Origin of the sequence: Streptomyces sp. NPDC005784 (assembly GCF_042871525.1) — a bacterium.
GTDB lineage: Bacteria > Actinomycetota > Actinomycetes > Streptomycetales > Streptomycetaceae > Streptomyces.
Map to the genome: position 1 here is coordinate 303094 of NZ_JBIAIQ010000003.1, position 24718 is coordinate 327811.

Below are 24718 nucleotides of genomic sequence, written 5' to 3' on the forward strand. Positions count from 1 at the left end.
GGGAGTTCGGGCCGGGGGCTCGTACGCGCGGGAGCGGCCCGTCGCACGGTGGACGCGGACCTTCGCCCGCGCCGAGCATCCACCCGAACTCCGACTCGAACTCCCACCCGAACTCCCACCGGAGCGGCGGATGTTGCAGCAGACGTTGCGGCGGCCCTCGGACGCGGCACGAACTCCGACCCGAACTCCCACCCGAGTAGTGGACGTTGCGGCGAAAGTTGCAGCAGACGCTGCGGCGGCCTCAGACGCGGCACGCCTCCCCCTTGCCCGCGCGGGGCAGGACGAGCCGGATGAGCGCGGCGACACCTTCGTCGTCGTTGCTGGGCAGCACGATGTCGGCCGCTCGCAGGGCGTCCTCGTGGGCGTTGGCGACGGCGGCGGCGAGCCCGGCCGCGCGCAGCATGGGTATGTCGTTGGGCATGTCACCGACGGCGGCGGTGTGTTCCAGCGGGAGTCCGCGCCGCTCGGCGAGCAACCGCAGCGCCTCCCCCTTGTCGACGCCGGGGGCGGACAGTTCGAGGAAGTCGCCGGTGGACCTGGTGATCACCGCGCGGTCACCGACGACCGCGGCGAGCACGGCGGCCAGTTCGTCCACGAGCAGCATCGGGTGGGCGGCGAGGATCTTGACCACCGGGTCCCCGTCCACCGGCGCGGTCCCGCCCTCCAACGCCACGTGACACCAGGGGTTCGGCACCAGCCGCACGAAGGCCGCCTCCAGCCGGAGCCCGGACACGGAGTCGACCCCGACGGCGACCCCGGGCACCGCGTCCCGTACCTCGCGCAGGATCCCCGCCGCGTCGCCGGGGCCGAACCCCCGGCAGTCCAGCAGCCGCCCCGACGCGATGTCGACGGTCACCGCGCCGTTGCTGCACACCACGGGCCCCGTGAGCCCGTAGCGCCGGGCCAGGTCCAAGGTGTCCCGGACGGGCCGTCCGGTCACCCCCACCACCGCGACGCCGGCCCGCGCCGCCTCCGCGAGCGTGCTCAGGGTGCGCTCGCGGATGGCGCCGTCCGAGTCGAGCAGGGTGCCGTCGAGGTCGGTGCAGACGAGCCGCACGACCGGGCGCGCGCGGCGCCCGCGCCTCGCCGATGGTTCCGTACGGGTGGAAAGCCGCGTCTCGCCCAGAGGCGGCTCCTGCGAAGTCGCCACGCCGGAGCGGGCGTTGGTGTTCGACATGGCCGGAGATTAATGACTACGCGCGTAGACGACAAGGGAATATTCCATGAATTCAACAATCCCTTGATCGGCCGACCGGCAGGAACGGTCGACCGCGACGTGGCGGCGTGGCCGGCCGAGGGCCCGGGGCGGGGGCGGACGGAGCCGTCAGACCACGGGGACCAACGCGCACCGCACGACGAGGTCGTCCATCGAGATCCCGAGGACCCGCGCCAGCGCCGCGACCGTGAAGAAGGCCGGCGTGGGCGCCCGCCCGGTCTCGATCTTGCGCAGTGTCTCCGCGGAGATCCCGGCCACCCCCGCGACATCTGCCATGCTGCGGCCCCCGCGGGCCTCGCGCAGCAATCGGCCGAGCCGCTCGCCGCGTTCGCGCTCTTCGGGGGTCAGGGGGTTTCGCACCATGACCCCATTCTAATACCGGTATAGTAATTGGCATGGTGGAACTGAAGACGGACACATCGATCGACGAGATGTACGCGGCCGGCCAGGTCGTGGGCAAGGCACTCACGGCCGTGCGGGAGGCGGCCGACGTGGGCGTCTCCCTGCTGGAGCTGGACGAGGTGGCGCACCAGGTCCTGCGCGACGCGGGCGCGAGCTCGCCCTTCCTCGGCTATCGCCCCTCCTTCGCGCCCACGCCCTTCCCCGCGGTCATCTGCGCCTCCGTGAACGAGGCGATCGTGCACGGCATCCCGACGAAGCACCGGCTGCGCGACGGCGACCTGGTCTCCATCGACTTCGGCGCCGAACTGGGCGGCTGGGTGGGCGACTCGGCGATCAGCTTCATCGTCGGCAAGCCGCGCGCCGCCGACGTGCGGCTCGTGGAGACCGCCGAGCGGGCGCTGGCCGCGGGTATCGAGGCGGCCGTCGTCGGCAACCGCATAGGGGACATCGCGCACGCCGTCGGCACGGTGTGCCGCGGGGCGGGGTACGGAATCCCGGACGGCTTCGGCGGGCACGGCGTGGGCCGCCGGATGCACGAGGACCCGGCCGTCCCGAACGAGGGCCGCCCGGGCCGCGGACTGCCCCTGCGGCACGGCATGGTCCTCGCCATCGAGCCCATGCTCATCGGCGGCGGCACGGACGGCTACCACGCGGCCCCCGACGGCTGGACCCTGCGCACCGACGACGGCTCCCGAGCGGCTCACGCGGAGCACACCGTGGCCATCACGGACTCGGGCCCTCGCATCCTGACGGCGCGCTGACCGCTCGGGCGTCGACTGCCGCGGGGCGGAAGGGTGTTCCTGCCCCGCGGCACGACCGCTACGGCGTGGGCCGCACCACCATGGCCGATCCTCCGCCCCGCCGGACCTTCTCCGCCGCGGCCAGCCACTTGCCGTTCGGGAGGCGCTGGACGCCCGTTGCCGCGCCGATCTCCGGGTTGACCTTGAAGGAGTGGCCGATGGCTTCGAGCTGCGCCCTCAACGGACTGTCGTACAGGGCGGGTTCGAGCTCGGTCTGGGCGGCGTTGCGCTGGCTGGCGCGTGGCGTGGCGATCGCGTCGACCAGCGGAAGACCCCGGTCGACGAACTCGGTCAGCGTCTGCAGAACCGTCGTGATGATGCTCGCGCCGCCCGGCGAACCGAGCGCCACGACGGGCCGGTTGGTCCGGTCGAGCACGATGGTCGGCGAGATCGACGAGCGCGGGCGCTTGCCCGGACCCGGCAGATTGGGGTCGTGCACGGCCGGGTTGGCCGGCGAGAAGGAGAAGTCCGTCAGCTCGTTGTTGAGGAGGAAGCCGCGTCCCGGGACGGTGATGCCGCTGCCGCCGGTCTGCTCGATCGTCAGCGTGTAGGCGACGACGTTGCCCCACTTGTCGGCCACCGTCAGATGGGTCGTGTTCTCGCCCTCGTACGTCGTCGGGGCCGCCGTCCCGGCGGTGGTGCAGGCGGTGGTACCGCTCGGGTCGCCCGGCGCGAGCGGGCTCGTCAGCACCGCGTCGTCCTTGATGAGGCAGGCTCGACCGTCCGCGTACTTCTGCGAGAGCAGGCCCTTGGTGGGTACGTCCTCGAAGGCCGGGTCGCCCACCCAGCGCCCCCGGTCCGCGAACGCGATCCGGCTCGCCTCGATGTAGTGGTGCAGGTACTGCGCCTCGCTCGCCTTCGAAAGGTCCGTCTTCTCCAGGATGTTGAGGGCTTCGCCGACGGTCGTGCCACCGGAGGAGGAGGGCGCGATCGAGTAGACGTTCAGACCGCGGTACGAGGTTCTGGTGGGCGCCTGACGCTTCGCCTCGTACGCCGCGAGGTCCTTGAGGGACAGTTTGCCGGGCCGGGCGTTGTAGCCGGACGCCGGATCCACGGGCGGTTCGTCGACGGTGTCGACGATCTCCCGGCCGAGGTCACCGTCGTAGACCGCACCCGTGCCCTTCCTGCCCAACTCCTCGTACGTACGCGCCAGATCGGGGTTCTTGAAGGTCGATCCGACGACCGGCAGCGAGCCGCCGGGCAGGAAGAGCTTCGCGGTGTCGGGGAAGTTCTTGAAGCGGTCCTGGTTCAACTCGGTCTGCGAGCGGAAGGTCGCGTCGACCGTGAACCCGGCGCGGGCGATGCGCTCGGCCGGTTTCAGGACGCTGCCCAGGCGTTCGCTGCCCCAGGTGTCCAGTGCGGTCTGCCAGGTGGCGGGCGTGCCCGGAGTGCCCACGCTGAGCCCACTGGTGACGGCGTCCGCGAAGGCGAGCGGCTTGCCGTTCTCCAGGAACAGCCCGGAGTCGGCGGTCAGGGGTGCCGTCTCGCGTCCGTCGATCGTGTGGACCGTACGGGACTTGGCGTCGTAGTAGACGAAGTAGCCACCGCCGCCGATGCCGGACGAGTAGGGCTCGGTGACGCCGAGGGCCGCCGCCGTGGCGACGGCCGCGTCGACGGCGTTGCCGCCCTTCTTCAGCACCTCGATGCCGGCGGCGGACGCGTCCGCGTCGACGCTCGCGACGGCGCCTCCGTAGCCGACCGCGACGGGCACCTTCGCGACAGGCGTTCTCGCGAGCGTGCCCGCGGCCGGCGCCCCGGGTGGCGCCGCCGCACCGACCAGCACCGTCGCGGCCGAAACCGCCAAGACCGTCAGATTCCGCGCAAGAGGGCGTCGCATCCGTACCTCCAGTCAACAGCCGTCTGCGCAGCGTAACTGCACCGCCATGCCCGCGTCAGGCCCCCTCGAACACCGTTCCGTGGGCCCGCTAGCATGCGCGCACATGACTGACGACGTGCGCAACATCGTCCTCGGCGTCCTGGCGGCCGGCATCAGTGCCGCGCTCGGCTGGCTCGCCCGTACCTATCTGTGGCGGCGCAAGCTCCGCCGCAAGCAGGCGTTCTTCGGGCTGCCCGACAACTCCGAGTCGCTGCTGGTGGTGAACCGCGAGGCGGGCGGCCCCGAGCTCACGGTGATGCGCCACGACGTGTTCGCACTCCTCGAACTGTCCGCACTGATCAAGGACTGCGGCGCGCACGCCCAGGTCATCGCGCACGACGCGACCCAGCAGGGTTTCGGCGAGCGGACGGAGTTCTGTGTGGGCGGGCCGGCGTCGAACCGGCGCATGGCCGCGCATCTGCACTCCCTGCTGCCCGGCATACATGTCAACGTCGACTCCGAACCGGGGCCCGACCGGGGCGCCTTCCAGATCGGCAGCGAGCGCTACCGCCTGGAGTCGGGGAAGGCCGAGTACGTGATCCTCGCCCGGCTCACCGCGGGCCAGAGCCGCGACGTGAGACCGGTCTTCCTCTTCTGCGGCCAGCGCGCGATCACCAACCAGGCGGCGACCCGCTATCTCGCCCGCAACCACACGCGCCTCGCCCGCAAGCACGGCGGCAGCAGCTTCGTCCTGCTCCTGAAGGTCGTGAACTCCCAGGCGTACGGCCCCGATGTCGTCGAAGTCGTCGCGGACGTCACCCGCGCCGCTCAGACCCCGCTGCCGACGCCACCGGCACCGGACCCGGCATCGGACCCCAAGCCGGACGAGGAGTCGGCGGCGAAGCCGACCACGCCTCGGCCGCGGCGGCGTACATGACGCCTGGCGCGCCCACCGACCTGCATGCCTGACCACCGCGTGCCTGACCATTCGCATGCCTGGCTGCTCGCACGCCTGGCTGCTCGCACGCCTGCCGTCCGGATCGCCTGCCGTCCGGCTCGCAGGACGCCGACGCTTTCCGGCCGTCCGCGCGACCAGATATCAATGAGGCCCGTGGTGATGAAATGAACACTTCAACAATCGTTACCCGCACGTAACTTACCGACGGGTTACTTGAAGTAAGCCGCCGAGGTTACCGTCGGGTCACTTTGCACTGATCGAGTGAGGAGTGACCCGTTGGGAAACGGTCGCAACCCCCTGCGCACATCGGCCGTCGGTGCCGTCTCCGCGACGCTGATCGCCGCGGCGGGCCTGGGCCTGGCGCCCGCCGCCCAGGCCGCCGACAGCACGAACGGCGTCCGCTTCGTCGACATCTCCGGTGACGGCGGCACGACCCTCAAGGCCAACGTCGTCACCCCCGCGGGAGCCGACGGCTCACGCGCCTACCCGCTCATCGTGCTGCCCACGAGCTGGGGCCTGCCGCAGGTCGAGTACCTCGCACAGGCCCAGAAGCTCGCGAACTCCGGCTACGTAGTGGTCAGTTACAACGTCCGCGGCTTCTGGCAGTCGGGCGGGGAGATCGACGTCGCGGGCCCCCGCGACACCGCCGACGTGTCCAAGGTGATCGACTGGGCCCTCACCAACACCCCTGCCGACGCGGGGAGGGTCGGCGTGGCGGGCGTCTCGTACGGCGCCGGAATCAGCCTGCTCGCCGCCGCGCACGACAAGCGCATCAAGGCGGTCGCCGCGCTGAGCGGCTGGGCGGACCTGACCGAGTCGATCTACTCCGGCCGTACCGAACACGTCCAGGCGGCGGCTCTGCTGGACGGCGTCGGCCATGTCACCGGCCGTCCCAGCGCCGAGACCCAACAGGTGTTCAAGGACTTCTTCGCCTCGAACCTCTCGAAGGAGCAGGATCTGATCGACTGGGGGAAGAAACGTTCCCCCGAGACCTATGTCGACCAGCTCAACAAGAACGGCGCCGCCGTCTTCATGGCCAACGCCTGGGGCGACACGGTCTTCTCGCCCAACCAGTACGCGAAGTTCTACGGGGAACTGACCGGGCCCAAGCGGCTGGAGCTCCGCCCGGGCGACCACGCGACCCCCGAGATCACCGGCCTGTTCGGACTGCCCAACGACGTGTGGACCGACACCGGCCGCTGGTTCGACCACTATCTGGCGGGCAAGGCCAACGGCGTCGACCGCGAACAGCCGGTGGAGCTCAAGTCCCGTTCCGCGGACGGCTACGAGGGTTACCCGGACTGGAAGTCGGTCGGCGCGACCACGAGGAAGATCGCTCTCGGAGGCACCACCAGGATCCACGCGAACGTCGACTCGGGCGCGGACGGCGGGGTCATCTTCCTGTCCAGCATCCTCGACCAGCTCACGCGGATTCCACCGATGGCCGCGATCCCGCTGCTGCCGCGCTACTGGGCCGCGGTGTGGCAGTCGGAGCGGTACGCGAGCGCCCAGCACATACGCGGCACCGTCCGGCTGCACACCACGGTCACCGGCACCAAGGAGAGCGGCACCCTCGTCGCCTACCTCTACGACGTGGGCCCGCTCGGCCTCGGCAAGCTGGTCAGCAACGCGCCGTACACCTTCCACGGGCAGACGCCCGGCGAGCCGTTCGGTGTGGACCTGGACCTGTTCTCCACGGCCTACGACGTCCCGGCAGGGCATCGTCTCGCCCTGGTCGTCGACACGGTCGACCCGCTCTACATCGAGCACAACCCGTCCGGCGCGCAGCTGACCTTCTCCTCACCTGAGCACGACCCGTCCTATGTGTCGGTGCCCCTGCGCGAGCAGTGATCTCCGGCTGCCGCCGGCCGGGCCTGGCCCTTTGAGCTGCTGCTCCCCCTACAGTCTCGGGGCTGTGGGGGGTACCCCACCCGGCAGCAGCGTCCCTGGTTCGGCCGGAGCCACGTCCACGGCCTCGGTCTCGGGACTGCGCAGCTCCCACCCGAACGCCCACGGGGCGAACCAGGAAAGCAGCACACACATCCCGATGCAGATCGGCGCGATCACCGTCACCACGGGGATGAACGGCAAATCGTAGTCGAGGATCGACGCGATCAGCTTCCCAGCACCAAGGAAGTCTTCGTAGGTGAAGGGCGCGGGCCCTTGCCGCGTCCCCGGTGCCAGGAGAATCACCACCGCCAGTACGGGCATGAGCGGCTGCTTCCGGGCGGCGGGACTCGGCGCGTTGTCCCCGCGTGGGACGCGGTCGCCGTACGTCCGAGCCGCCTCGCCGCCGACGGTGGGGCGAGCGCGCCCGCACGCCCACGGACGGGCCCACGGGTCCGAATGCCGATTCCCTTGCCTCACCCGGCAGTTGAGGCTCTGTTCGGGGACAGATCCCTGGACCGGCGGATCACGACCACCTCTCCCTTGCCGACGGTGAGGTTGACGTCCTGCAGAACATGCAGCTCCCCGAAGTACTTGTTGACGTCGTGCAGCTCGATCAACGGATCGACGGCCATTCCGGTCCTGCCCACTCTCAGCTGTGTCGGTCAGCGCAAACTATCGGCGCAAATCGGCACGTAACGGGCGACACGCACGCAGGGCAATTAACCGTATTTGAGGCTGGATGACGAGCAGATCACGACACTCCGGGCGATCCCCCGGATGCCCCCGCGGACGCTTCAGGCCTCCGCGGCCTCGGCGTACATCTGGGACAGCTCGGGAACGCCCTGCACGGCCCAGTCGAGGCCGGCCTCGACGACCGGGATCTCGCGGCCCGAGGGGAGCCGGACCGCCGGACTGCCGCCGGGCCAGACGTGCCAGGCGGCTCCCGGCACCGTGCGCACCACGACCGTACCGAGGTAGAGGCCGGCATCGTTGCCGAGCCAGGGCAGCGCCTCGGGGTCGTCGCGCCACAACGGCAGGAGTTGGTCGAGCGCCACCAACGAGGCCGGGGAGTCGTCCAGTTCGAGGCCGACGGCCGCCGCCTGGGAGCGGAGCAGTTCGCACTCCGAGAGCAACTCGGCCACACCCGCCGGATCGTCCTCGAAGGCAACCGCGAGGGGCTGGTCCCGCCGCACCGGCTGCCGCTTGAGCCACTTGTCCAAGAAGGAAATGTTCATGACCGGCCTCTCCGTGGGGTGCGGTCGCCGAAGCTCAGCGTTCCCGGCATGTGAACAAAATGTAGCTTGCGGCAGTTGATCACGGAACCAGGCGAATCGTGACGCCCTTCGGACCGCCTCCGGGGTCTCACCACTCTCCTTCCCCGACGGGACGACCCGCACCCTTGTCATGGCCGGTCGCGTCCGGGGCAGTTCGCGATCACATGGGTGAGCCGGGTTCGACGCCCCCAGGAGCATGCGTGAACCACAGCTCAGCGACCGCCGAGCCGCGGGCGGTTGGAGAACTCCAAGGGTGCCACCGGGGCCACGTGTTCAGTGATCGCCGGCCGGGCCGGTTTCTAGACGTCCAGGTCCACTACGACCGGTGCGTGGTCCGAGGCGCCCTTGCCCTTGCGCTCCTCGCGGTCGACGTACGCGTCCTTGACCGCAGTCGAGAACGCTTCGTTGCCGTAGACGAGGTCGATGCGCATCCCGCGGTTCTTCGGGAAGCAGAGCTGGCGGTAGTCCCAGTACGTGAACGGGTGCTCGTACTTGAGGGGGCGCGGGACCACGTCCGTCAGGCCCTCCTCGCGCAGGGCGGCCAGTGCGGCGCGCTCGGCCGGAGTCACATGGGTCAGGCCCTCGAACGCGGCCACGTCGTAGACGTCGTCGTCCGTCGGCGCCACGTTGTAGTCGCCCAGCACCGCGAACGGCCGGCTGCCCGCCGCGTCGCCCGCCACCGCGGCTCGCAGGGCCTCGAACCACTGGAGCTTGTACGCGTAGTGGGCGTGGTCCACCTCGCGGCCGTTCGGCACGTACACCGACCAGACGCGGACCGGACCGCAGGTCGCGGAGACGGCCCGGGGTTCCTCCGCACCCTCGTACCCGGGGCCGCCGGGCAGGCCCTTGACCACGTCCTCCAGGCCGACCCGGGAGATCACCGCCACGCCGTTCCACCGTCCCGTGGCGTGCACGGCCGCCTCGTAGCCCAGCTCGCGCAGCGGTTCGGTCGGGAACTGCTCGGCGGCGACCTTGGCCTCCTGGAGGCACAGCACGTCCGTGCCGCTGCTCTCCAGCCAGGCCAGCAGCCTCGGGAGACGGGCGGTGATCGAGTTCACGTTCCAGGTGGCGATGCGCATGCCTGACAACCTACCGGGCGGGTATGACAACGGGTCCGCCGAAGACGCCTGGTCCACCCCTTCGCCGCCGGGTCGGCCCGGTGGGGGCGAGAGGCCGATCACGGGGTGCCCTGCGGGAGCGTCACGGGTTGCCGCACGGCCGGCTCAGATCTCCGCCGACGCTCCCGGCGTGAGCCGCAGGTGTTCCGCGCCGCCGAGAGCCCCGATCTGGCGGTCGTAGATCGGCCGGGCGAGGTCCGTGAGCAGGGCGTCGTGGATGTCGTACGCGCGTTGCGGCTTGACCTCGCGGACGTATTCGATGACCTCGGAGATCTTGTTCCACGGGGCCATCACCGGGAGCATCAGCGTCTCGACCGGCCGGTCGGGGACCGTGAGGGCGTCGCCGGGGTGGAAGACCCGGCCGCCGTCGACGAGATAGCCGACGTTGGTGATGCGCGGGATGTCCGGGTGGATCACGGCGTGCAGTTCGCCGTGCACCTGGACGTCGAAACCGGCGGCGCCGAACGAGTCGCCGTGGCCGACGGTGTGGACCCGGCCGGGGAAGGCGGCGGAGATCTTCTCCGCCACCGACCGCAGTGTCCAGATCTCGGCCGCCGGGTTGGCCTCCATGGCCGCCCGCAGCCGCTCCTCGTCGAAGTGGTCGGGGTGCTCGTGCGTGACGAGGAGGGCGTCCGCGCCCAGGGCGGCGTCCTCCTCGCTGAAACCCCCGGGATCGATGACGAGCGTGCGCCCGTCCTTTTCGAGACGGACGCAGGCGTGCGACTTCTTCGTGAGCTTCATGAGTCCATCCTGCCCCCGCGAGCGCGCGGAGGCAGGACTGCTTCGGAGGCGCACTGCCGTGGACGACTCCGCCCGCTCGCTCCTGGGGTGTCGTCTCCTCACGTCACTCCCGGAGTGTCGTCCCCTCACATCACTCCTGAGGTGTCGTCTCCTCACGGATGATCTCCTGCGCCACTCGGAAAGCGCTGTTCGCCGCCGGAACGCCGCAGTAGACGGCCGTCTGGAGCAGCACCTCCTTGATCTCCACCGGGGTGAGACCGTTGCGCAGCGCGGCACGGGTGTGGACGGCGAGCTCGTCGAGGTGGCCGCCCGCGACCAGGGCGGTGAGCGTGACACAGCTGCGCGAGCGCCGGTCGAGGCCCGGCCGGTCCCAGATCTCGCCCCACGCGTACCGGGTGATGAACTCCTGGAAGTCCCCGGAGAACTCGTCCGCCGAGGCCATCGCCCGGTCGACGTGCGCGTCCCCCAGCACCTCGCGGCGCACCTTGATGCCGACCTCGTAGGCATCCGCCCGCCCCATGTTCTCGGGCGGTACGGGGGCCGGGGCGATCTCGGCGAAGGGCACGACCGGCGGCGGGGCGGCCTGCACCGGGTAGGCCGGCGCTGCCGGGATCGCCATCTGGCCGGTGGACGAGTCGAAGGCGGGCTGCCAGGCGCTGGAGAAGTGCCGTACGAGCAGCTCCGTGACGGCGGCGGGCTGCTCCACGGGAACCAGGTGCGAGGCACCGGGGACGACCGCGAGGCGGGCGTCCGGTATCCCGGCGACCAGTGTCCGCGCCTCCGCGGGCCCGGTGACCTGGTCGTCGGAGCCGGCCAGGACGAGGGTGGGCACACCCACCATGCCCAGTTCGGCCCGTACGTCGAAGGCGGCGAGCGCCTCGCAGGCCGCGATGTAGCAGCCGGGGTCGGTGGTGCGCACCATCTGCACAGCCCACTCGGTGATCGCGGGCTGAGCAGCGGCGAAGCCGCTCGTGAACCAGCGTTCGGGCGAGGTACGGGCGATCGGGTCGAGCCCGTTCGACCTCACGATCACTCCGCGCTGCCGGAACTCGTCGGCCGTGCCGAAGCGGGGCGAGGCGGCGATCAGCGCGAGGGAGGCGACCCGCTCCGGACGGCGCAGCGCCAGCTCGATCCCGAGGGCCCCGCCGAACGCGCAGCCCGCGTACCCGAAGTGCTGGATGCCGAGCCGGTCGAGCGTGGCGAGGAGCCGCCCGGCGAGTTCGGCCACCGATCCGGCCGGGTAGGCGGGGGCTCCGCCGTGTCCCGGCAGGTCGAAACGGAAGACCCGCCAGCTCTTCGCGAGCTCCGGGACCTGCCTGTCCCACATGTGCCAGGTGGTGCCGAGCGAGGGTCCGAGTATGAGGACCGGGGCATCTTCCGGGCCGTCGATGCGGTACTGGAGGGCGGGGGTCTTCGTCTCACTCACCGCCCCACGCTAACTTCCGACCCCGTGCGGGAGGAAATGCGGCCCATTTGTCCACGTCGCCCACACGGGGTCGCCACACGTGTCCACGCCGTAGTCGGACCACTCGCGGCACATCCGCCGGACCGGCCCGGCACGGTACGGCCCGGGAATCCGGCCCGCGTCAGAACTCGCCCGGTGCGCCGAGGCCCGTCAGGGCGCCGACCGGGTCGAGGTCCGGGGTGCCGCGGGGCCACCAGTCGTCGTGGCCCGGCTCGGATTCGTAGGCGTACCACAGGCCGTTGCGGCCGAGGCGGAGCTGGGCGTGGCCGCGCGGATGGGTGAGGTGGTTGCGCCAGGGGCGGAAGGCAGGGAAGTCGGCGGCCATCAGCAGCGGCCGGGCCCGGTCGAACCGGCCCGCGGGCGGGTCCCAGGGTTCCTCGAGAACGCCGAGCGCGTCGAACCCGCCCTGCCGCCAGGCCGCTACCGCCCGTGCCAGCTCGGCAGGCGTACGGCCGGTCGCGGAGGCGAGGGAGGAGTACAGCGCGCGGGTGCCGGCCGTGAGACCCGATCCGGGGCGGGCCGCGGCGATACGGACCGCGTCCTGCCAGAGCGTCAGTTCCGCTACGGGATCGCGGCCCGAGGTGAGCAGCGCGTGCGCGCGGGCGGCCGCGTCCGTGGCCAACTGGTCCAGCGCGAACGGGTCGGGGCCTCCCGGCGCCGCCGGGTAGGTCGGCGGCTGCTCAGGGTGCGCGGGCGGCGGCAGCGGAGCCGGGAGGGGCGGCAGCACGCGTCGCGCGAGGGCGTCGCGGGCGCGTACCCCGGGCAGCGGTGCCGGTTCCCGCTCCTGGGCGGCGCGGGCCGCGCGGGCGGCGCTGCGCCGGGACAGCGCGTCGAGCAGCTCGCGCTCGCCACGGCCGCGCAACAGGAACAGGACGAACGGGTCCTGGTCCAGAAGCCGCGCCATCTGGTAGCAGAGCGCGGCCGCGTGCTTGCAGGGGTGCCCGAAGTCGGGGCAGCTGCAGTGCGGTTCGAGTTCGCCGGGGCCGGGAAGCAGTGCGACACCGCAGTCCGCCAGCGACTTGGGCATCTCCTTGTCGAGCAGCGCGGCGATGTGTCCGGGCCGCTCCGCCGCCGCGTCGAGAAAACGGTCCCAGTCGTCGTCGGACAGGGTCCGCACCCGGACCTGGACGCGGTACGGCCGCGGCCGGCTCCCGTGCACATACGCGAGCACCAGACCCGGGGTGACGGTGATGGCGTCGACGTAGCCCTGGCCGGCATACGTCCGCCCACGCGCCAGCCGCGCCGCGTCCAAGGCCCCTTCCTCCAACGCCGTGACCCACGCGTTGCCCCACCACGTCTCCGCGAACCCACCTGCCCCCCGAACCCGCGCGGGGAAGGCGGGGAAGGTACGGCGCAACTCGCCGTCCCGGCCGGGCAATGCCATGGAGCGAGGGAGCCGCTCGGCGGGGAGCGGGGTGACCGGTTCGCCGGGGGTGTCGGCCGGGTCGAGGGCGCCGGTCGGCGGGTACGGGGCGGCCCCGGCGCCGGGAGACCCTGGAGTGAAGGACCCGGACGTGAAGGACTTGGGCGTGAAGGGCACAGGGTCGAGAGGGCCGGGCGTGAAGGGCTCGGGGGACGCCGAGGTCTCCCACTCGGGCACGGGGTGCACGGGGTGCACAGGGTCCGCGGGTCGGCCGTGGTCCCGGTCGTGCGTCGCCTCGGCGGTGTCGTCGGCGGGATGCGTCGGGTGCCCGGTGATGGCGGCCACGTCGGGAGGCAACTGGAAAGCACCGGCGAGCAGGTCGCGCAACTCCCGCTCCCTGGATTCCCGATCCGTGCTCACAGGGTGGACGGGACTCCGGCGCCCCCGGGAGCCGGCGGGTGACGGCCTGGCGGACCGACGCCTCGGGCCAACTCCCTTGCCATCAGCCTCTGTTGTCCGCTCCCCGCCGTCGTTCGCGTCCTCGGAGCGAAGCCGCCTCGCTTCCTCCCGCGCGGCGCGCAACGCCTCGCGGGCGATGTCACCGGGGCGTGCGCCTCCTGTCGTCTCCTCACCAGAACGGCCGGTCGTGGCAGGCTCCCTCGCCTCCGGGCGTTCCGCCGAGGCCCCCGCGGGGCGCTGTCCCGAGCCGGCCTCGGCCGCACCGTCGGATGCCGGAACCGCCACATCACGGGCGTCAGGCACACCACGCTCACCGCTCACACCACGCACACGAGCCCCGGCGTCGATGTCCGAACCCTCGTCAGGGTGCACGTTCGCAGTCGGCTGCACACTGAGGCCGGCACTGGGGCCGGCATTGGCCCCGACACCCTCGCCGTCACCGACACCAGCCCCCGCAGCCGCACCAGCACCAGCACCAGCACCAGCACCAGCACCAGCACCAGCGATCTTCGCTGCCGCGGTCGCCCGTCGTAGGGCCTCGCGGGCCGCATCACTCGGCCTCGATCCCGCAGCCGACGCCCGTGGTGGCGCCTCGGGCACCCTGGCCGAAGGGGCCGAAGGGGACGGCGTGGTCGACACGGACGGCGTACCGGTCGCCGCCTCCCGCTCAGCACCCGCAATCGCACCTGCACCCGGGCCCGAGCCCGCACCCGAGTGCTCGTCGGCCGCCGCGGCCTCCCGCGCGGCGCGCAACGCCCGACGGGCCTCGTCGGCGGGGCGGTCTCCGGTCACGGGACGAGATCGATCGGCGCCGTCGGCCGGTTCGGTGCCCCCGGCCTCCGCCGCACGAGGCTCTTCCTCGGTCCCGCTCATGTCGGCCTCCGAAGCGACACGAGGTCCGACAGTTCGCGGTCCGTCAGCTCCGTCAGGGACGCCTCGCCGGAGCCGAGGATCGCGTCAGCAAGGGCCCGCTTCGCTTCGAGCATCTCGGCGATGCGGTCCTCCACCGTGCCCTCGGTGATGAGGCGGTGGACCTGGACGGGCTGGGTCTGGCCGATGCGGTAGGCGCGGTCGGTGGCCTGCTCCTCGACCGCGGGGTTCCACCAGCGGTCGAAGTGGACGACATGACCCGCGCGCGTGAGGTTCAATCCGGTGCCGGCGGCTTTGAGGGACAGCACCAGGACCGGGGTCGCCCCGCTCTGGAAGCGGTCCACCATGCGTTCGCGGTCGGCGACCGGTGTGCCGCCGTGCAGGAGTTCCACCGGGACGGCGCGGGCGGTCAGGTGTGCCGTGATGAGGCGGGCCATGCCCACGTACTGCGTGAAAATCAGGGCGGAGCCGTCCTCGGCGAGCAGGGTGTCCAACAGCTCGTCGAGCAGGGCCAGTTTGCCCGAGCGGGCGGAGGTGCCCTGCGCGACGGCCTGCGCGTCCTCCTTCAGGAACAGGGCGGGGTGGTTGCAGATCTGTTTGAGGGAGGTCAGGAGCTTGAGGACCAGGCCACGGCGGGCGATGCCGTCGGTGGTCTCGATCGCCAGCATGGATTCGCGGACCACGGCCTCGTAGAGGGAGGCCTGTTCCCGGGTGAGTGGGACCGGGTGGTCCGTCTCCGTCTTGGGCGGCAGTTCGGGGACGATTCCGGGGTCGGACTTCTTGCGGCGGAGCAGGAACGGGCGGATCAGCCGGGCCAGTCGGGCCACGGCCTCCTCGTCCTCGCCGTTCTCCACGGCGCGCGCGTGCCGGGCACGGAAGGACTTGAGGGGGCCGAGCAGTCCGGGGGTCGTCCAGTCCAGCAGGGCCCACAGTTCGGAGAGGTTGTTCTCCACGGGTGTGCCGGTGAGCGCGACGCGCGCGGGGGCCGGGATCGTCCGCAGGGCCTTCGCCGTCGCGGAGTACGGGTTCTTGACGTGCTGCGCCTCGTCGGCGACGACCATGCCCCAGCGCTGGTCGGCGAGGTGGGCGGCGGCCGACCGCATCGTGCCGTAGGTGGTGAGGACGAAGCCGCCGTCGAGACCGTCGAGGGTGCGTTCGGGGCCGTGGAACCGGCGCACGGGGACGCCGGGCGCGAAGCGGGTGATCTCCCGCTGCCAGTTGCCGAGGAGCGACGCGGGGCAGATCACCAGGGTCGGCTCGCTACGGGCCCGCCGCAGGTGGAGCGCGATGAGCGTGACGGTCTTGCCGAGTCCCATGTCGTCGGCGAGGCAGCCGCCGAGGCCGAGGGAGGTCATGAGGTCCAGCCAGGCGAGGCCACGCAGTTGGTAGTCCCGCAGGCGGGCGTCCAGGCCGGGCGGCGGCTCGACAGGGGTCACGCCCGCCGTGAGCCGGTCGCGCAGCGTGGCGAGGGCGCCGACCGGCACCGCCTCGACGGTCTCGCCGTCGACCTCGGCGGTTCCGGTGAGCGCGACGGACAGGGCGTCCACGGGGTCGAGCAGGCCCAGTTCACGCTTGCGGGCCTTGCGGACGAGCGCCGGGTCGACCAGGACCCACTGGTCGCGCAGCCGGACGACCGGCCGGTGGGCCTCGGCCAGGGCGTCCATCTCGGCCTCGCTGAGCGGATCTCCGCCGAGGGCCAACTGCCAACGGAACTGGAGGAGTTCCTCGCTCTCGAAGAATCCGGTCCCGTCGGTCGCCGACCCGGGCGCGGGGCGCACCACCGCGGCGGCACTCAGGTCGTGCGCCAGATCCCGGGGCCAGTGCACGGCGACCCCGGCCGCGCCGAGCCGGGTGGCGACGACCCCGAGCAGATCCGACAACTCCTCCTCGGAGAGGGCGAGCACATCGGGCACGTCCTGTTCGGACAGGCGGTCCAGGGGTGACCAGACCCGGGCGGCGCGACGGACGGCGAGGGCGGCGTCGACGCGGGCACGGGGTCCGAACACCGTGTCGGCGTCCCCCGCCCACAGCGCGGCCGCGTCGACGACGAGGGTGGGGTCGGCGAGGCTGTGCACCTGGACGACGGCGGCGCCCGCGCGCCGCGCCCCCTCGCCGTCGTCGAAGAGCTGGTGGGCGGACAGGTCCAGGCGCAGCGAGATCCGCACGCCCGCGTCCATGCCGGCGGCGACCTCGGCGGCCCAGTCGTGGGCGCCGGTGAGCCGCTGCGGCTCGCGCGCCGCGAAGGGTTTGCCGGAGGTGTGGGGCGCGGCGGGGGTGCGGGGCAGGGTGTCGGCGACCGCGTCCAGGAAGGACCGCATCAGCGCTTCCGGCTCGGGCAGCCGGATCGGTCCCTTGCCGGGCAGCGGTACGGCGTGTCCTTCGTACGGAAGGGCCGCGGCGACGGACCTCAAATGGGCGATGTCGTCCTGGTCCAGCGGGCCCGCGCGCCAGGAGTCGAAACCGTCCGGGGTGAGCCCCGGCAGCAGCCGTCCGCGGGCCACGAGGCGCAGCGCGTGCAGCGCGGCGGCTCCCCAGCAGGCGGTGGCGGGGTGCGCCGCGGGGTTCCGCCGGGCCCCGGCAAGCAACGGCAGGGCTTCGGCGACGGAGAGGGTCAGTGCGGGGACGGTGCCCCTGCGGACGCCCGAGCCGTGCGGCCGTACGACCGTCAGTTCGGTGTCCTCGCGCGCGGACGCTCCCGCGGGGGGCGCGGCCGACGACGCGCCTTCGGGGTGCTCCCCCGTCGGCACCCCGTCCCCGTGGTCTTCGGTGGGCAGGGGTTCGCGCTCCGGGTCCCAGAACGCGAACCGTCCGTCGCGGGGCAGCGGCGCGGGCAGGAAGACGGCGGCGAGCCGCACGGAGGGCAACTGGTCGGGAAGGGGCTGCGCGGAGTGCTCCCGCGATCGAGGATCGGCCGCGGACGCGGGACGTACCCATGCCGAAGGCGTCCCCGCGGCAGGCACCCGCGCGGTCGCCACATCCGCCCCGTTCCGCATACGCCCGGTCACCTCCCACCCTTCGGTCGAATCAGTTGTCTTCGACTCTACGGGCGGGGTCTGACAATCGGCCCCGACGGCCGCGCCGGGCGGGGGCGGGCCCCGCGGGGCCGGGCTACGGGGCTACGGGGCTACGGGGCTACGGGATCGTGCGCGAGACGACGTACACCATGGGGTGGCCGGGCACGGAACCGTTCACGACGATGTCCTGGGTGGGCGCGGGGTCCTTCTGGTCGTGGCCGAGTCCCCACCAGGGACCGGGGCCGGTGATTTCCCAGCCGACGACCTTCTGATTGCGCTCGCTGATGGTGATGTGGTCCCTCTTCAGGGCGGCGCGGGTGGTGCCGACGCCCTTGAAGAACTGGTCGAGACCTGCCTGGGTGGTGCTGAACTGGACGTACAGCCGGCTGGTCTTCCAGTTGTTCGTCTCGTAGTACGCGACGTCGGTGGCGTTGCCGGGGATGGGCACCTGGTAGAGACGGCGCTGGACGCGCGAGGGCCAGCCCGAGGTGAGGCCGGTCGCCGAGTACTTCGCCTCCTTGTCCTTGCCGCTGTTGCGGCTCTGGTCTGCGGAGATCATCAGGTAGCCGGCCGGTACGCCGATGAGCAGCACGATGATCAGCAGGGTCAGAGCGCGGCGGCGGAACTTGTGGCGCGGGTCCTCCGGAGGACGCCGCGGCTCGTCCGGAGACGACGACGCCTGACGCGGGAGCGAGGCCGTCACCGCGACTCCTGCTGCGTCGTGCGACGGGACTCGGCGTAGCGCTCGTACCGCTCGTAGCGCTCCACGCGGCGCCGCTTGGCACGCCGGAAACGGCGGGCGACGAGACGCGCGAGGTCTGCGGCGCCGACCATGCCGGCCTCGGGTCCGAGCTGGGCGCGCGCGATCCGCGCCTCGGGGCGGTAGCCGCGGCCCGTGAGGTGCCGGCGGAAGGCCTCGCGGGCGGGGCCGATCAGCAGGTCGTCGGCCGCGCTCACGCCGCCGCCGATGACGAAGCAGGAGGGGTCCAGAGCGGCGGCCAGGTTGGCGATGCCGACGCCGAGCCACTGACCGATGTCCTGAAGGAGTTCGACGCACATGGCGTCGCCCTCGCGGGCCAGCTCGGTGATCATCGGGCCGGTGATCTCCGCGATGTTGCCCTTGACGTGCTCGATGATCCCGTACGCCACCGGGGAGTCGGCCGCCGCGAGTTCGCGGGCCTCGCGGACCAGCGCGTTGCCGGAGCTGTACTGCTCCCAGCAGCCGCGGTTGCCGCACGGGCAGCGGTGGCCACCGGGCACGACCTGCATATGGCCGAACTCGCCGGCGACCCCGAACTTGCCGCGCTTGACCTGGCCGTCCTCCAGGATCGCGCCGCCGATGCCGGTGCCGAGCGTGATCATCACGAGGTGGTCCTCGCCGCGCCCGGCGCCGAAGCGCCACTCGGCCCAGGCGGCGGCGTTGGCGTCGTTGTCGACCAGGACGGGCACCGCGAGCCGCCCGGCGAGGCGGTCGCGCAGCGGCTCGTTGCGCCAGGACAGGTGGGGGGCGAACAGGATGCGGCTGCGTTCGGCGTCGACCCAGCCGGCCGCGCCGATGCCGACGGCGTGCACGTCGTGCCGGTCGGAGAGGTCCAGCACCAGTTCGACGATGGTGTCCTCGACGACCTTGGGGCTCTTGGACTTGTCCGGCGTCTCGGCGCGGACCTTCTCCAGGATGTTGCCGTCGGCGTCCACGACGCCCGCCATCACCTTCGTGCCACCGATGTCGATGCCGACGGTGGGGACGCGGGGTGCCGTCAGATGGGAACGGCGCTCGCGTGTCCCCACGGTCCGCAGGACGGTGGCCCGCGCGGAGCCGATGGGGGTGCCCCCTGCTCGAGCGGAGCCGAGAGCTCGGGGCAGCGCGTCGCGGTAGGTGCTCATCGCGCCGATTCTGCCCTACGCCGCACCGGGGCCGCACCGTGGAAGCGCGGGGACGCATGTGACCTGTGGGCCGCCTGTGGCCGGTCCCGGCCGGCCGGTGGAGCCGTACGGGTCACGGCCCCGCGCCCCGCGCACGGCACGGTTCTCCAGCTCGTGCCGCAGGTCGTCGGGCTCGCTTCCGCCCGCCATCCGGCGCGCCGGCTCGTCCAGCGTGATCCCGTCCCGGGTGTGGCTGCCCGACATGGTGCCGCGCTGCAGCAGGACGAAACGATCTCCCACCAGGTGGGCGTGATGCGGATTATGGGTGATGAACTCAACACCCAGTCCGGAGTCCCGTGCGGCGGCACATAGGCCACCTATGCGACAACCAGACCGGGCTGCTTCACGCCAAGGGCGGCGGTGACCTACGAGGAGAGCCGGCGGTCACGGCCGAAGGAAAAGCAGGCGGATCAGGGTCGTACGAGGAGCTGGAACTCGAAGGAGTAGCGCGAGGCGCGGTATATGTGGGACCCGAACTCGACGGCGCGGCCGGTGTCGTCGAAGGTGGTGCGCTGCATGGTGAGCACGGGAGTCCCGGCCGGCTCACCGAGCCGCTCGCCCTCGTCCGCGCTGGCCGCGCGGGCGCCGACGGACTGGCGGGCGCTGTGGAGCGTGATGCCGGCGCCGCGCATCAGCCGGTACAGGCCGGTGGCCTCCATCCGGTCGCTGTCGAGCTCCAGCAGCTTGGGGGGCAGGAAGTTGCAGAGGTACGCCATCGGTTCGCCGTGCGCGAGACGCAGCCGCTCGACACGGTGGACCTCGCTGCCCTCGGCCACCCCGAGCGCTGCCGCGACCTCGGTGGACGCCGGTTCGACGGTGTTGACGACCACCTGGGTCGCGGGGCGCTGGCCCGCCGATTCCAGGTCGTCGTAGAGGCTGCTGAGTTCCAGCGGGCGCTTGACCTGGCTGTGCACGACCTGGGTACCGACACCTCGACGTCGTACGAGCAGGCCCTTGTCGACGAGGGACTGGATGGCCTGGCGGACCGTGGGGCGGGACAGGCCGAGCCGCGCGGCGAGCTCGATCTCGTTGCCGAGCAGGCTGCCCGGGGTCAGTGCTCCGTGCTCGATGGCGGCCTCGAGTTGCTGCGACAGCTGGAAGTAGAGCGGGACCGGGCTGCTGCGGTCGACGCTGAGCTGGAGCGACACGGTCGGATCCACATCTGGTTTGGCCACGGCTCGAGCGTAGCTCCGGGAGATGTTGACGGGAAGTTGTGAAGTTCGATTGTCCGGACAAACCATTGACAGCATGATGCGTCGGCCTTCAGTTTGTTCCCATGCGCATCGGACTTATCGGAGCGGGTCGTATCGGCACATTTCATGCGACCACTCTCAGCCGTCACCGTGAGGTCGGCGGCTCTCTCATCGTCACGGACGCGGACCCCGCACGGGCCCAGCGACTGGCGGACCGGCTGGGCGCGACGGCGGCGCCCAGCGTGAACGAGATCTTCACCTGGGGTGTGGACGCGGTGGTCATCACTGCCGCCACTTCGGCGCACGCCGAACTGATCGGTCGGGCAGCGCGCTCCGGACTCCCGGTCTTCTGCGAGAAGCCCATAGCCCTCGACCTGCCGGGCACGCTGGCCGCGCTCGCCGAGGTCGACGCCGCCGGAACGGTTCTGCAGATGGGCTTCCAGCGTCGATTCGACGTGGGATACACGGCCGCCCGCGAGGCGGTGCGGTCGGGCCGGCTCGGCCGGCTGCACACCGTACGCGCGATGACGTCGGACCAGGCGCCGCCCCCGGCCGGCTACCTCCCGCTCTCCGGCGGGCTCTACCGGGACTGCCTGATCCACGACTTCGACATGCTGCGCTGGGTCAGCGGCCGCGAGGTCGTCCAGGTGTACGCGACCGGCTCCGACGCGGGGCCCGCGATGTTCCGCGAGGCGGGTGACATCGACACCGGCGCGGCCGTCCTCACCTTCGACGACGGCATGCTCGCGACGGCGACCGCCACGCGGGTGAACGGCGCGGGCTACGACGTCCGCATGGAACTCTCCGGCGAACTGGACCAGATCGCCGTCGGCCTGGACGACCGTACGCCGATCGCCTCGACCGAACCGGCAGGGCCGCCGCCCGCGGACAAGCCGTGGATGGGCTTCCTGGAACGCTTCGGCCCCGCGTACGAGGCGGAGCTCGCCGCCTTCGTCGAGGTGGTCCGCGGCGAGCGCGCCAACCCCTGCGACGGCCGTGAGGCACTGGAGGCGCTGCGCATCGCCGAGGCCTGCGAGCTGTCCCGGCGCGAGCGCCGCCCGGTCTCACCGGCGGAGATCCCGGGCGGCCGGCACTGAGACGGGGCGCGCACGACGCCCGAGAACACGGCCGGTGACCCGGGTCACGACCGGTGACCCGGGACTTCGCGGCCGTGTTCTCGGGTCACGACCGGTGACCCGGGACCAGGACCCGAAGCCGGGCTGCCCAGTAGTACGACCCGTGACCCATGCGTGCGACCGGGTGGCCCAGGGGTGCGACCGGGTGGCCCAGGGGTGCGACCGGGCGCGCCCGAGACTGCCACCGGGCGGACCCGGGAGCGCGGCCGGGCGGGCCCATGAGTGCGGCCGGGCGGACCCGGGAATTGCCGCGGGGCGGGCCCGGGAATTGCCGCGGGGCGGGCCCGGAACAAGACGGCCGGCAGTCGCATGCAACCGTCGGCCGAATCACGAGCCCCCGGCCGTTCCGTCCCTCATCCGAGGAGCCGCACGGCCGGGGTTTCCGTGTCGACGCCGAGCAGCCGGTCGCAGTGCTTGCACGTCAGGCGGTACGGCCGGACCAGGTTGGTCTGGATGCTGCCGGTGCCCGACTCCTTCGCCTCCGGGCAGTGATAGGCGAGGTGCAGCCGCACCCAGGGGTGGCTGGTCGGCGCGGCGGCCTTCCGGCCGTCCCGGGTGTCGCTGAAGGGCGCCCACCAGAAGTCGACCAGAGCCCGGACCGCCAGCCGCTCCCGGCCGCTCGTCGTGTCGAACCCCGCGATCCTGGCGGCGGTGTGGTGGCGCTTGAATCCGCTGCGACTGCCGGAGCACAGTGCCTGCTCGGCCCCGCGCTCGAACACCGTCGTCCGCCCGGTCCGTTCGCAGATGAAGCAGTCGAGGCTGAACTCCAACTGGGAGCGCCAGTAGAGCTGGTGGGACTTCTCCGGGCCGGTCAGCTCCGCGGTGATCTCCGCCGTACGCAGCACGGTCGACACTCCTCACGCGGCACGGGCCGCTCGCCGGCGCACCGGCATTCGGCGCACTCCTCGCATCATCATGCCGGGCAGCCGGCCGCGGCCCCGGTCAGCGCCCGTCCCCCTCCAGCATTCCGGCGTCGTACGTCAACAAGGCGATCTGCACACGGTTGTTGAGGTCGAGCTTGGCGAGGATGCGGGAGACGTGGGTCTTGACCGTGGCGACGCTCATGAACAGTTCGGCGGCGATCTCCGCGTTCGAACTGCCCCGGCCGACCGCGACGGCGACCTCGCGCTCACGCTCGTTCAGGACGGCCATCCGCGAACGGGCGCCGGACCTGCGGGTGTCGAGCGCGGAACCCGCGGCGTGCTCCATCAACTGGCGGGTGACGGTGGGCGACAGCACCGGGTCTCCGGCCGCGACCCGGCGTACCGCCGCCAGGATCTCCGCGGGCGGTGTGTCCTTGAGGACGAATCCGGCCGCGCCCGCACGCAACGCGCGCAGCACCTGCTCGTCGGCGTGAAACGTCGTCAGGACCACGACCTGGGGCGCCTCCTTGCGTCCACGCAGCCGCTCGGTGGCGGTGAGCCCGTCGACACCCGGCATCCTGATGTCCATCAGGACGACGTCAGGACGGGTGCGGTCGACGACTTCCTCCACCTCACTGCCGTCGGCGGCCTCACCGACGATCTCGACATCCTCGGCGCCGCCCATCATGAGAGCCCGCCCGGCTCGCACCAAGGGATCGTCGTCGACGAGCAGCAGCCGAATCGCAGTCATGAGCCCCACCTAACCAGTTCCCCGGCGGTTCATCGCCCCCGCCGCCCGTACCGGACCCACCCCGGGGCTGCGTCCCGGACCCCGCTCCTCGAACCACGGAGGGGCTGAACACCGCCCGCGATATCGCCCGTGAACGAACCCGCACCCGCACCCGGAAACGGCACTCGGCACTCGAACTCTCACCCGCCCCACGGCAACCACGCCCGAACCCGGAACCCGCCACCCCCTACCGCCCCGTGCTCGAGCCGCCCTCCCGCCAGGGTCGCCCGCTCCGTCAGCCCGATCAGCCCCTGCCCGGACCCCGGAACCCTCGGCACGGGACCGGGCGGCGCGGGATTGGCGACGGTCACGGTCAGGCCGTGTCCGGCGGCCCCCCGGACCGTCACCGTGACCTCCGCTCCCGGCGCGTGCTTGCGGGCGTTCGTCAACCCCTCCTGGGCGATGCGGTACGCGGTGCGGCCGACGGACGCGGGCAGGTCGGCCGGGTCGGCGACACGGTTGTCGAGGACGACCTTCGCACCGGCCGAGCGCGACTCGGAGACCAGCCCGTCGAGCGCCGCGAGCGTCGGCTGCGGCCGACCCGCGTCGTCGGAGTCGCCGGCCCGCAGCACCCCGATGATCTCGCGCAGATCCTGCAAGGCCTCGTGCGCGCTCTCCCGGATGACCCCCGCGGCCCGGGCGACCTCCTCCCGGGGAGCGTCGGGCCGGAACTCCAGCGCTCCCGCGTGCACGCTCAGCAGCGTGAGCCGGTGCGCGAGCACGTCGTGCATCTCGCGCGCGATCGCCTCACGGGCGAGCCGCTGCGCCTGCTCGGCCCGCAGCGCCGCCTCGGTCTCGGCCCGCCGCGCGCGGTCCCGCAGACTCAGCATGAGCTGGCGCTTGGACCGTACGAACATGCCCCAGCCGACCACCGCGGAGGTGAGCAGCGCGGTGACGGCGAGGGCCGCGAGGTACGGCAGGTCGGGGTCGGGGCGCAGCCAGAAGAACGCCGGGAGCAGCGCGAGCTGGACGCCGGCGACACAGGCGACGTATCGGAAGGGCCGGTGCACGGCGAGGGTGAAGAGGGCGACCAGACCCGCACCGCCCGCCGTGTTCGAGACCAGCCCGACCGGGATCATGGCGACGGCGAGCCCCAGCGGCCACCGCCGGCGCAGCCAGACCGCCGCGCAGGCGAGCGCGCCGATCAACTGGTCGGCGACGGCGTAGCCGTGCGGGATGTTCGGGTCGTCGGTCACGGTGTTCGCGGCAGCGAGGCCGATGGCGACGGCCAGCAGGAAGCAGCCGAAGTCGACGACCCAGTCGCGCACGGTGCGCCGTGGCCGCCCGGAGGGCCCCGCGCGCTCGGCGTCGGGGTCGAGTTCCGCAGCCACGGCGGACGGCAGCAGCCAGCGCCGGCCGGACAGGGTCGGCGCTGCAACGTCACGCGGCACGGGCGCCGGATTGTCACCACTCACGGTCGACAAATC

General features: G+C 72.1%; 19 protein-coding genes and 3 pseudogenes. 4 read left to right on the forward strand and 18 right to left on the reverse strand.

Annotated elements, in window-relative coordinates; translation table 11 throughout:
• Window positions 1-241 precede the first annotated feature (241 nt).
• Together ACFYR3_RS06800 and ACFYR3_RS06805 are read right to left on the reverse strand one after the other, a co-directional pair.
• Window positions 242-1177, reverse strand: a complete 936-nt coding sequence (locus ACFYR3_RS06800) for an HAD family hydrolase (protein ID WP_389281830.1) — start codon at window positions 1175-1177, stop codon at window positions 242-244.
• A 147-nt stretch (window positions 1178-1324) separates the two neighbouring features.
• Window positions 1325-1579 carry a helix-turn-helix transcriptional regulator gene (locus ACFYR3_RS06805; protein ID WP_355840214.1) on the reverse strand — a complete coding sequence of 85 codons (255 nt, stop codon included), beginning with the start codon at window positions 1577-1579 and terminating at the stop codon, window positions 1325-1327.
• A gap of 32 nt (window positions 1580-1611) precedes the next feature.
• Here ACFYR3_RS06805 and map point away from each other — a divergent pair, with 32 nt between their 5' ends.
• A complete protein-coding gene (gene map, locus ACFYR3_RS06810; RefSeq protein WP_355840213.1) occupies window positions 1612-2379 on the forward strand; it encodes a type I methionyl aminopeptidase in 768 nt (255 codons plus the stop codon).
• Window positions 2380-2437: 58 nt separating this feature from the next.
• Here the strand turns inward: map and ggt are convergent, their stop codons facing one another.
• Entirely contained in the window at window positions 2438-4255 is a 1818-nt protein-coding gene (gene ggt / locus ACFYR3_RS06815; protein WP_355840212.1) for a gamma-glutamyltransferase, read from the reverse strand.
• Between the two features lie 103 nt (window positions 4256-4358).
• Between ggt and ACFYR3_RS06820 the strand changes: the two genes are divergently transcribed.
• Together ACFYR3_RS06820 and ACFYR3_RS06825 are read left to right on the forward strand one after the other, a co-directional pair.
• Window positions 4359-5171 carry a hypothetical protein gene (locus tag ACFYR3_RS06820; protein WP_355840211.1) on the forward strand — a complete coding sequence of 271 codons (813 nt, stop codon included), beginning with the start codon at window positions 4359-4361 and terminating at the stop codon, window positions 5169-5171.
• Window positions 5172-5468: 297 nt separating this feature from the next.
• Window positions 5469-7043: an alpha/beta fold hydrolase gene (locus ACFYR3_RS06825; RefSeq protein ID WP_355840210.1), complete on the forward strand. Its 1575-nt coding sequence runs from the start codon at window positions 5469-5471 to the stop codon at window positions 7041-7043.
• A 48-nt stretch (window positions 7044-7091) separates the two neighbouring features.
• On the opposite strand, the pseudogene ACFYR3_RS06830 reads toward ACFYR3_RS06825, so the two are convergent.
• The 12 genes and pseudogenes from ACFYR3_RS06830 to ACFYR3_RS06885 all read right to left on the reverse strand — a co-directional run.
• A pseudogene (locus tag ACFYR3_RS06830) lies at window positions 7092-7343 on the reverse strand (amino acid ABC transporter permease); the annotation flags it as partial.
• Window positions 7344-7603: 260 nt separating this feature from the next.
• Window positions 7604-7714: pseudogene (locus ACFYR3_RS06835) on the reverse strand (amino acid ABC transporter ATP-binding protein); the annotation flags it as partial.
• A gap of 162 nt (window positions 7715-7876) precedes the next feature.
• Window positions 7877-8317, reverse strand: coding sequence for a DUF6278 family protein (locus ACFYR3_RS06840; RefSeq protein ID WP_355840209.1), 441 nt, complete (start codon window positions 8315-8317; stop codon window positions 7877-7879).
• Between the two features lie 338 nt (window positions 8318-8655).
• Window positions 8656-9435 carry an exodeoxyribonuclease III gene (locus ACFYR3_RS06845; RefSeq protein ID WP_355840208.1) on the reverse strand — a complete coding sequence of 260 codons (780 nt, stop codon included), beginning with the start codon at window positions 9433-9435 and terminating at the stop codon, window positions 8656-8658.
• A gap of 144 nt (window positions 9436-9579) precedes the next feature.
• Complete coding sequence (locus ACFYR3_RS06850; RefSeq protein ID WP_389281834.1) at window positions 9580-10215, reverse strand: MBL fold metallo-hydrolase; 636 nt, start codon at window positions 10213-10215, stop codon at window positions 9580-9582.
• 130 nt (window positions 10216-10345) lie between these two features.
• Window positions 10346-11641 (reverse strand): 4-carboxymuconolactone decarboxylase, encoded by a 1296-nt coding sequence (gene pcaC / locus ACFYR3_RS06855; RefSeq protein WP_355840206.1) that lies wholly within the window; start codon window positions 11639-11641, stop codon window positions 10346-10348.
• Between the two features lie 160 nt (window positions 11642-11801).
• Complete coding sequence (locus ACFYR3_RS06860) at window positions 11802-13463, reverse strand: SWIM zinc finger family protein (RefSeq protein WP_389281836.1); 1662 nt, start codon at window positions 13461-13463, stop codon at window positions 11802-11804.
• A 908-nt stretch (window positions 13464-14371) separates the two neighbouring features.
• A complete protein-coding gene (locus tag ACFYR3_RS06865; RefSeq protein WP_356786019.1) occupies window positions 14372-17365 on the reverse strand; it encodes a DEAD/DEAH box helicase in 2994 nt (997 codons plus the stop codon).
• A 139-nt stretch (window positions 17366-17504) separates the two neighbouring features.
• Entirely contained in the window at window positions 17505-18089 is a 585-nt protein-coding gene (locus ACFYR3_RS06870) for a sugar kinase (protein ID WP_355840204.1), read from the reverse strand.
• A complete protein-coding gene (locus ACFYR3_RS06875; RefSeq protein ID WP_355840203.1) occupies window positions 18086-19270 on the reverse strand; it encodes an ROK family glucokinase in 1185 nt (394 codons plus the stop codon). Before ACFYR3_RS06875 ends, ACFYR3_RS06870 begins: the two co-directional genes overlap by 4 nt.
• A 144-nt stretch (window positions 19271-19414) precedes the next feature.
• Window positions 19415-19671: pseudogene (locus tag ACFYR3_RS06880) on the reverse strand (sugar ABC transporter ATP-binding protein); the annotation flags it as partial.
• A gap of 48 nt (window positions 19672-19719) precedes the next feature.
• On the reverse strand, window positions 19720-20457 hold the full coding sequence (locus ACFYR3_RS06885; protein ID WP_355840347.1) for a GntR family transcriptional regulator: 738 nt from the start codon (window positions 20455-20457) through the stop codon (window positions 19720-19722).
• 128 nt (window positions 20458-20585) lie between these two features.
• Between ACFYR3_RS06885 and ACFYR3_RS06890 the strand changes: the two genes are divergently transcribed.
• Entirely contained in the window at window positions 20586-21599 is a 1014-nt protein-coding gene (locus ACFYR3_RS06890; protein ID WP_355840202.1) for a Gfo/Idh/MocA family oxidoreductase, read from the forward strand.
• Window positions 21600-21991: 392 nt separating this feature from the next.
• Here ACFYR3_RS06890 and ACFYR3_RS06895 read toward each other — a convergent pair whose 3' ends face one another.
• The 3 genes from ACFYR3_RS06895 to ACFYR3_RS06905 form a co-directional block, all read right to left on the reverse strand.
• The gene (locus tag ACFYR3_RS06895) at window positions 21992-22483 is read right to left on the reverse strand and encodes a hypothetical protein (protein WP_355840201.1); all 492 of its coding nucleotides are present in this window, start codon (window positions 22481-22483) and stop codon (window positions 21992-21994) included.
• Between the two features lie 97 nt (window positions 22484-22580).
• Window positions 22581-23252 (reverse strand): response regulator, encoded by a 672-nt coding sequence (locus ACFYR3_RS06900; protein ID WP_389281839.1) that lies wholly within the window; start codon window positions 23250-23252, stop codon window positions 22581-22583.
• Between the two features lie 179 nt (window positions 23253-23431).
• Window positions 23432-24682: a histidine kinase gene (locus ACFYR3_RS06905; protein WP_355840199.1), complete on the reverse strand. Its 1251-nt coding sequence runs from the start codon at window positions 24680-24682 to the stop codon at window positions 23432-23434.
• Window positions 24683-24718 lie beyond the last annotated feature (36 nt).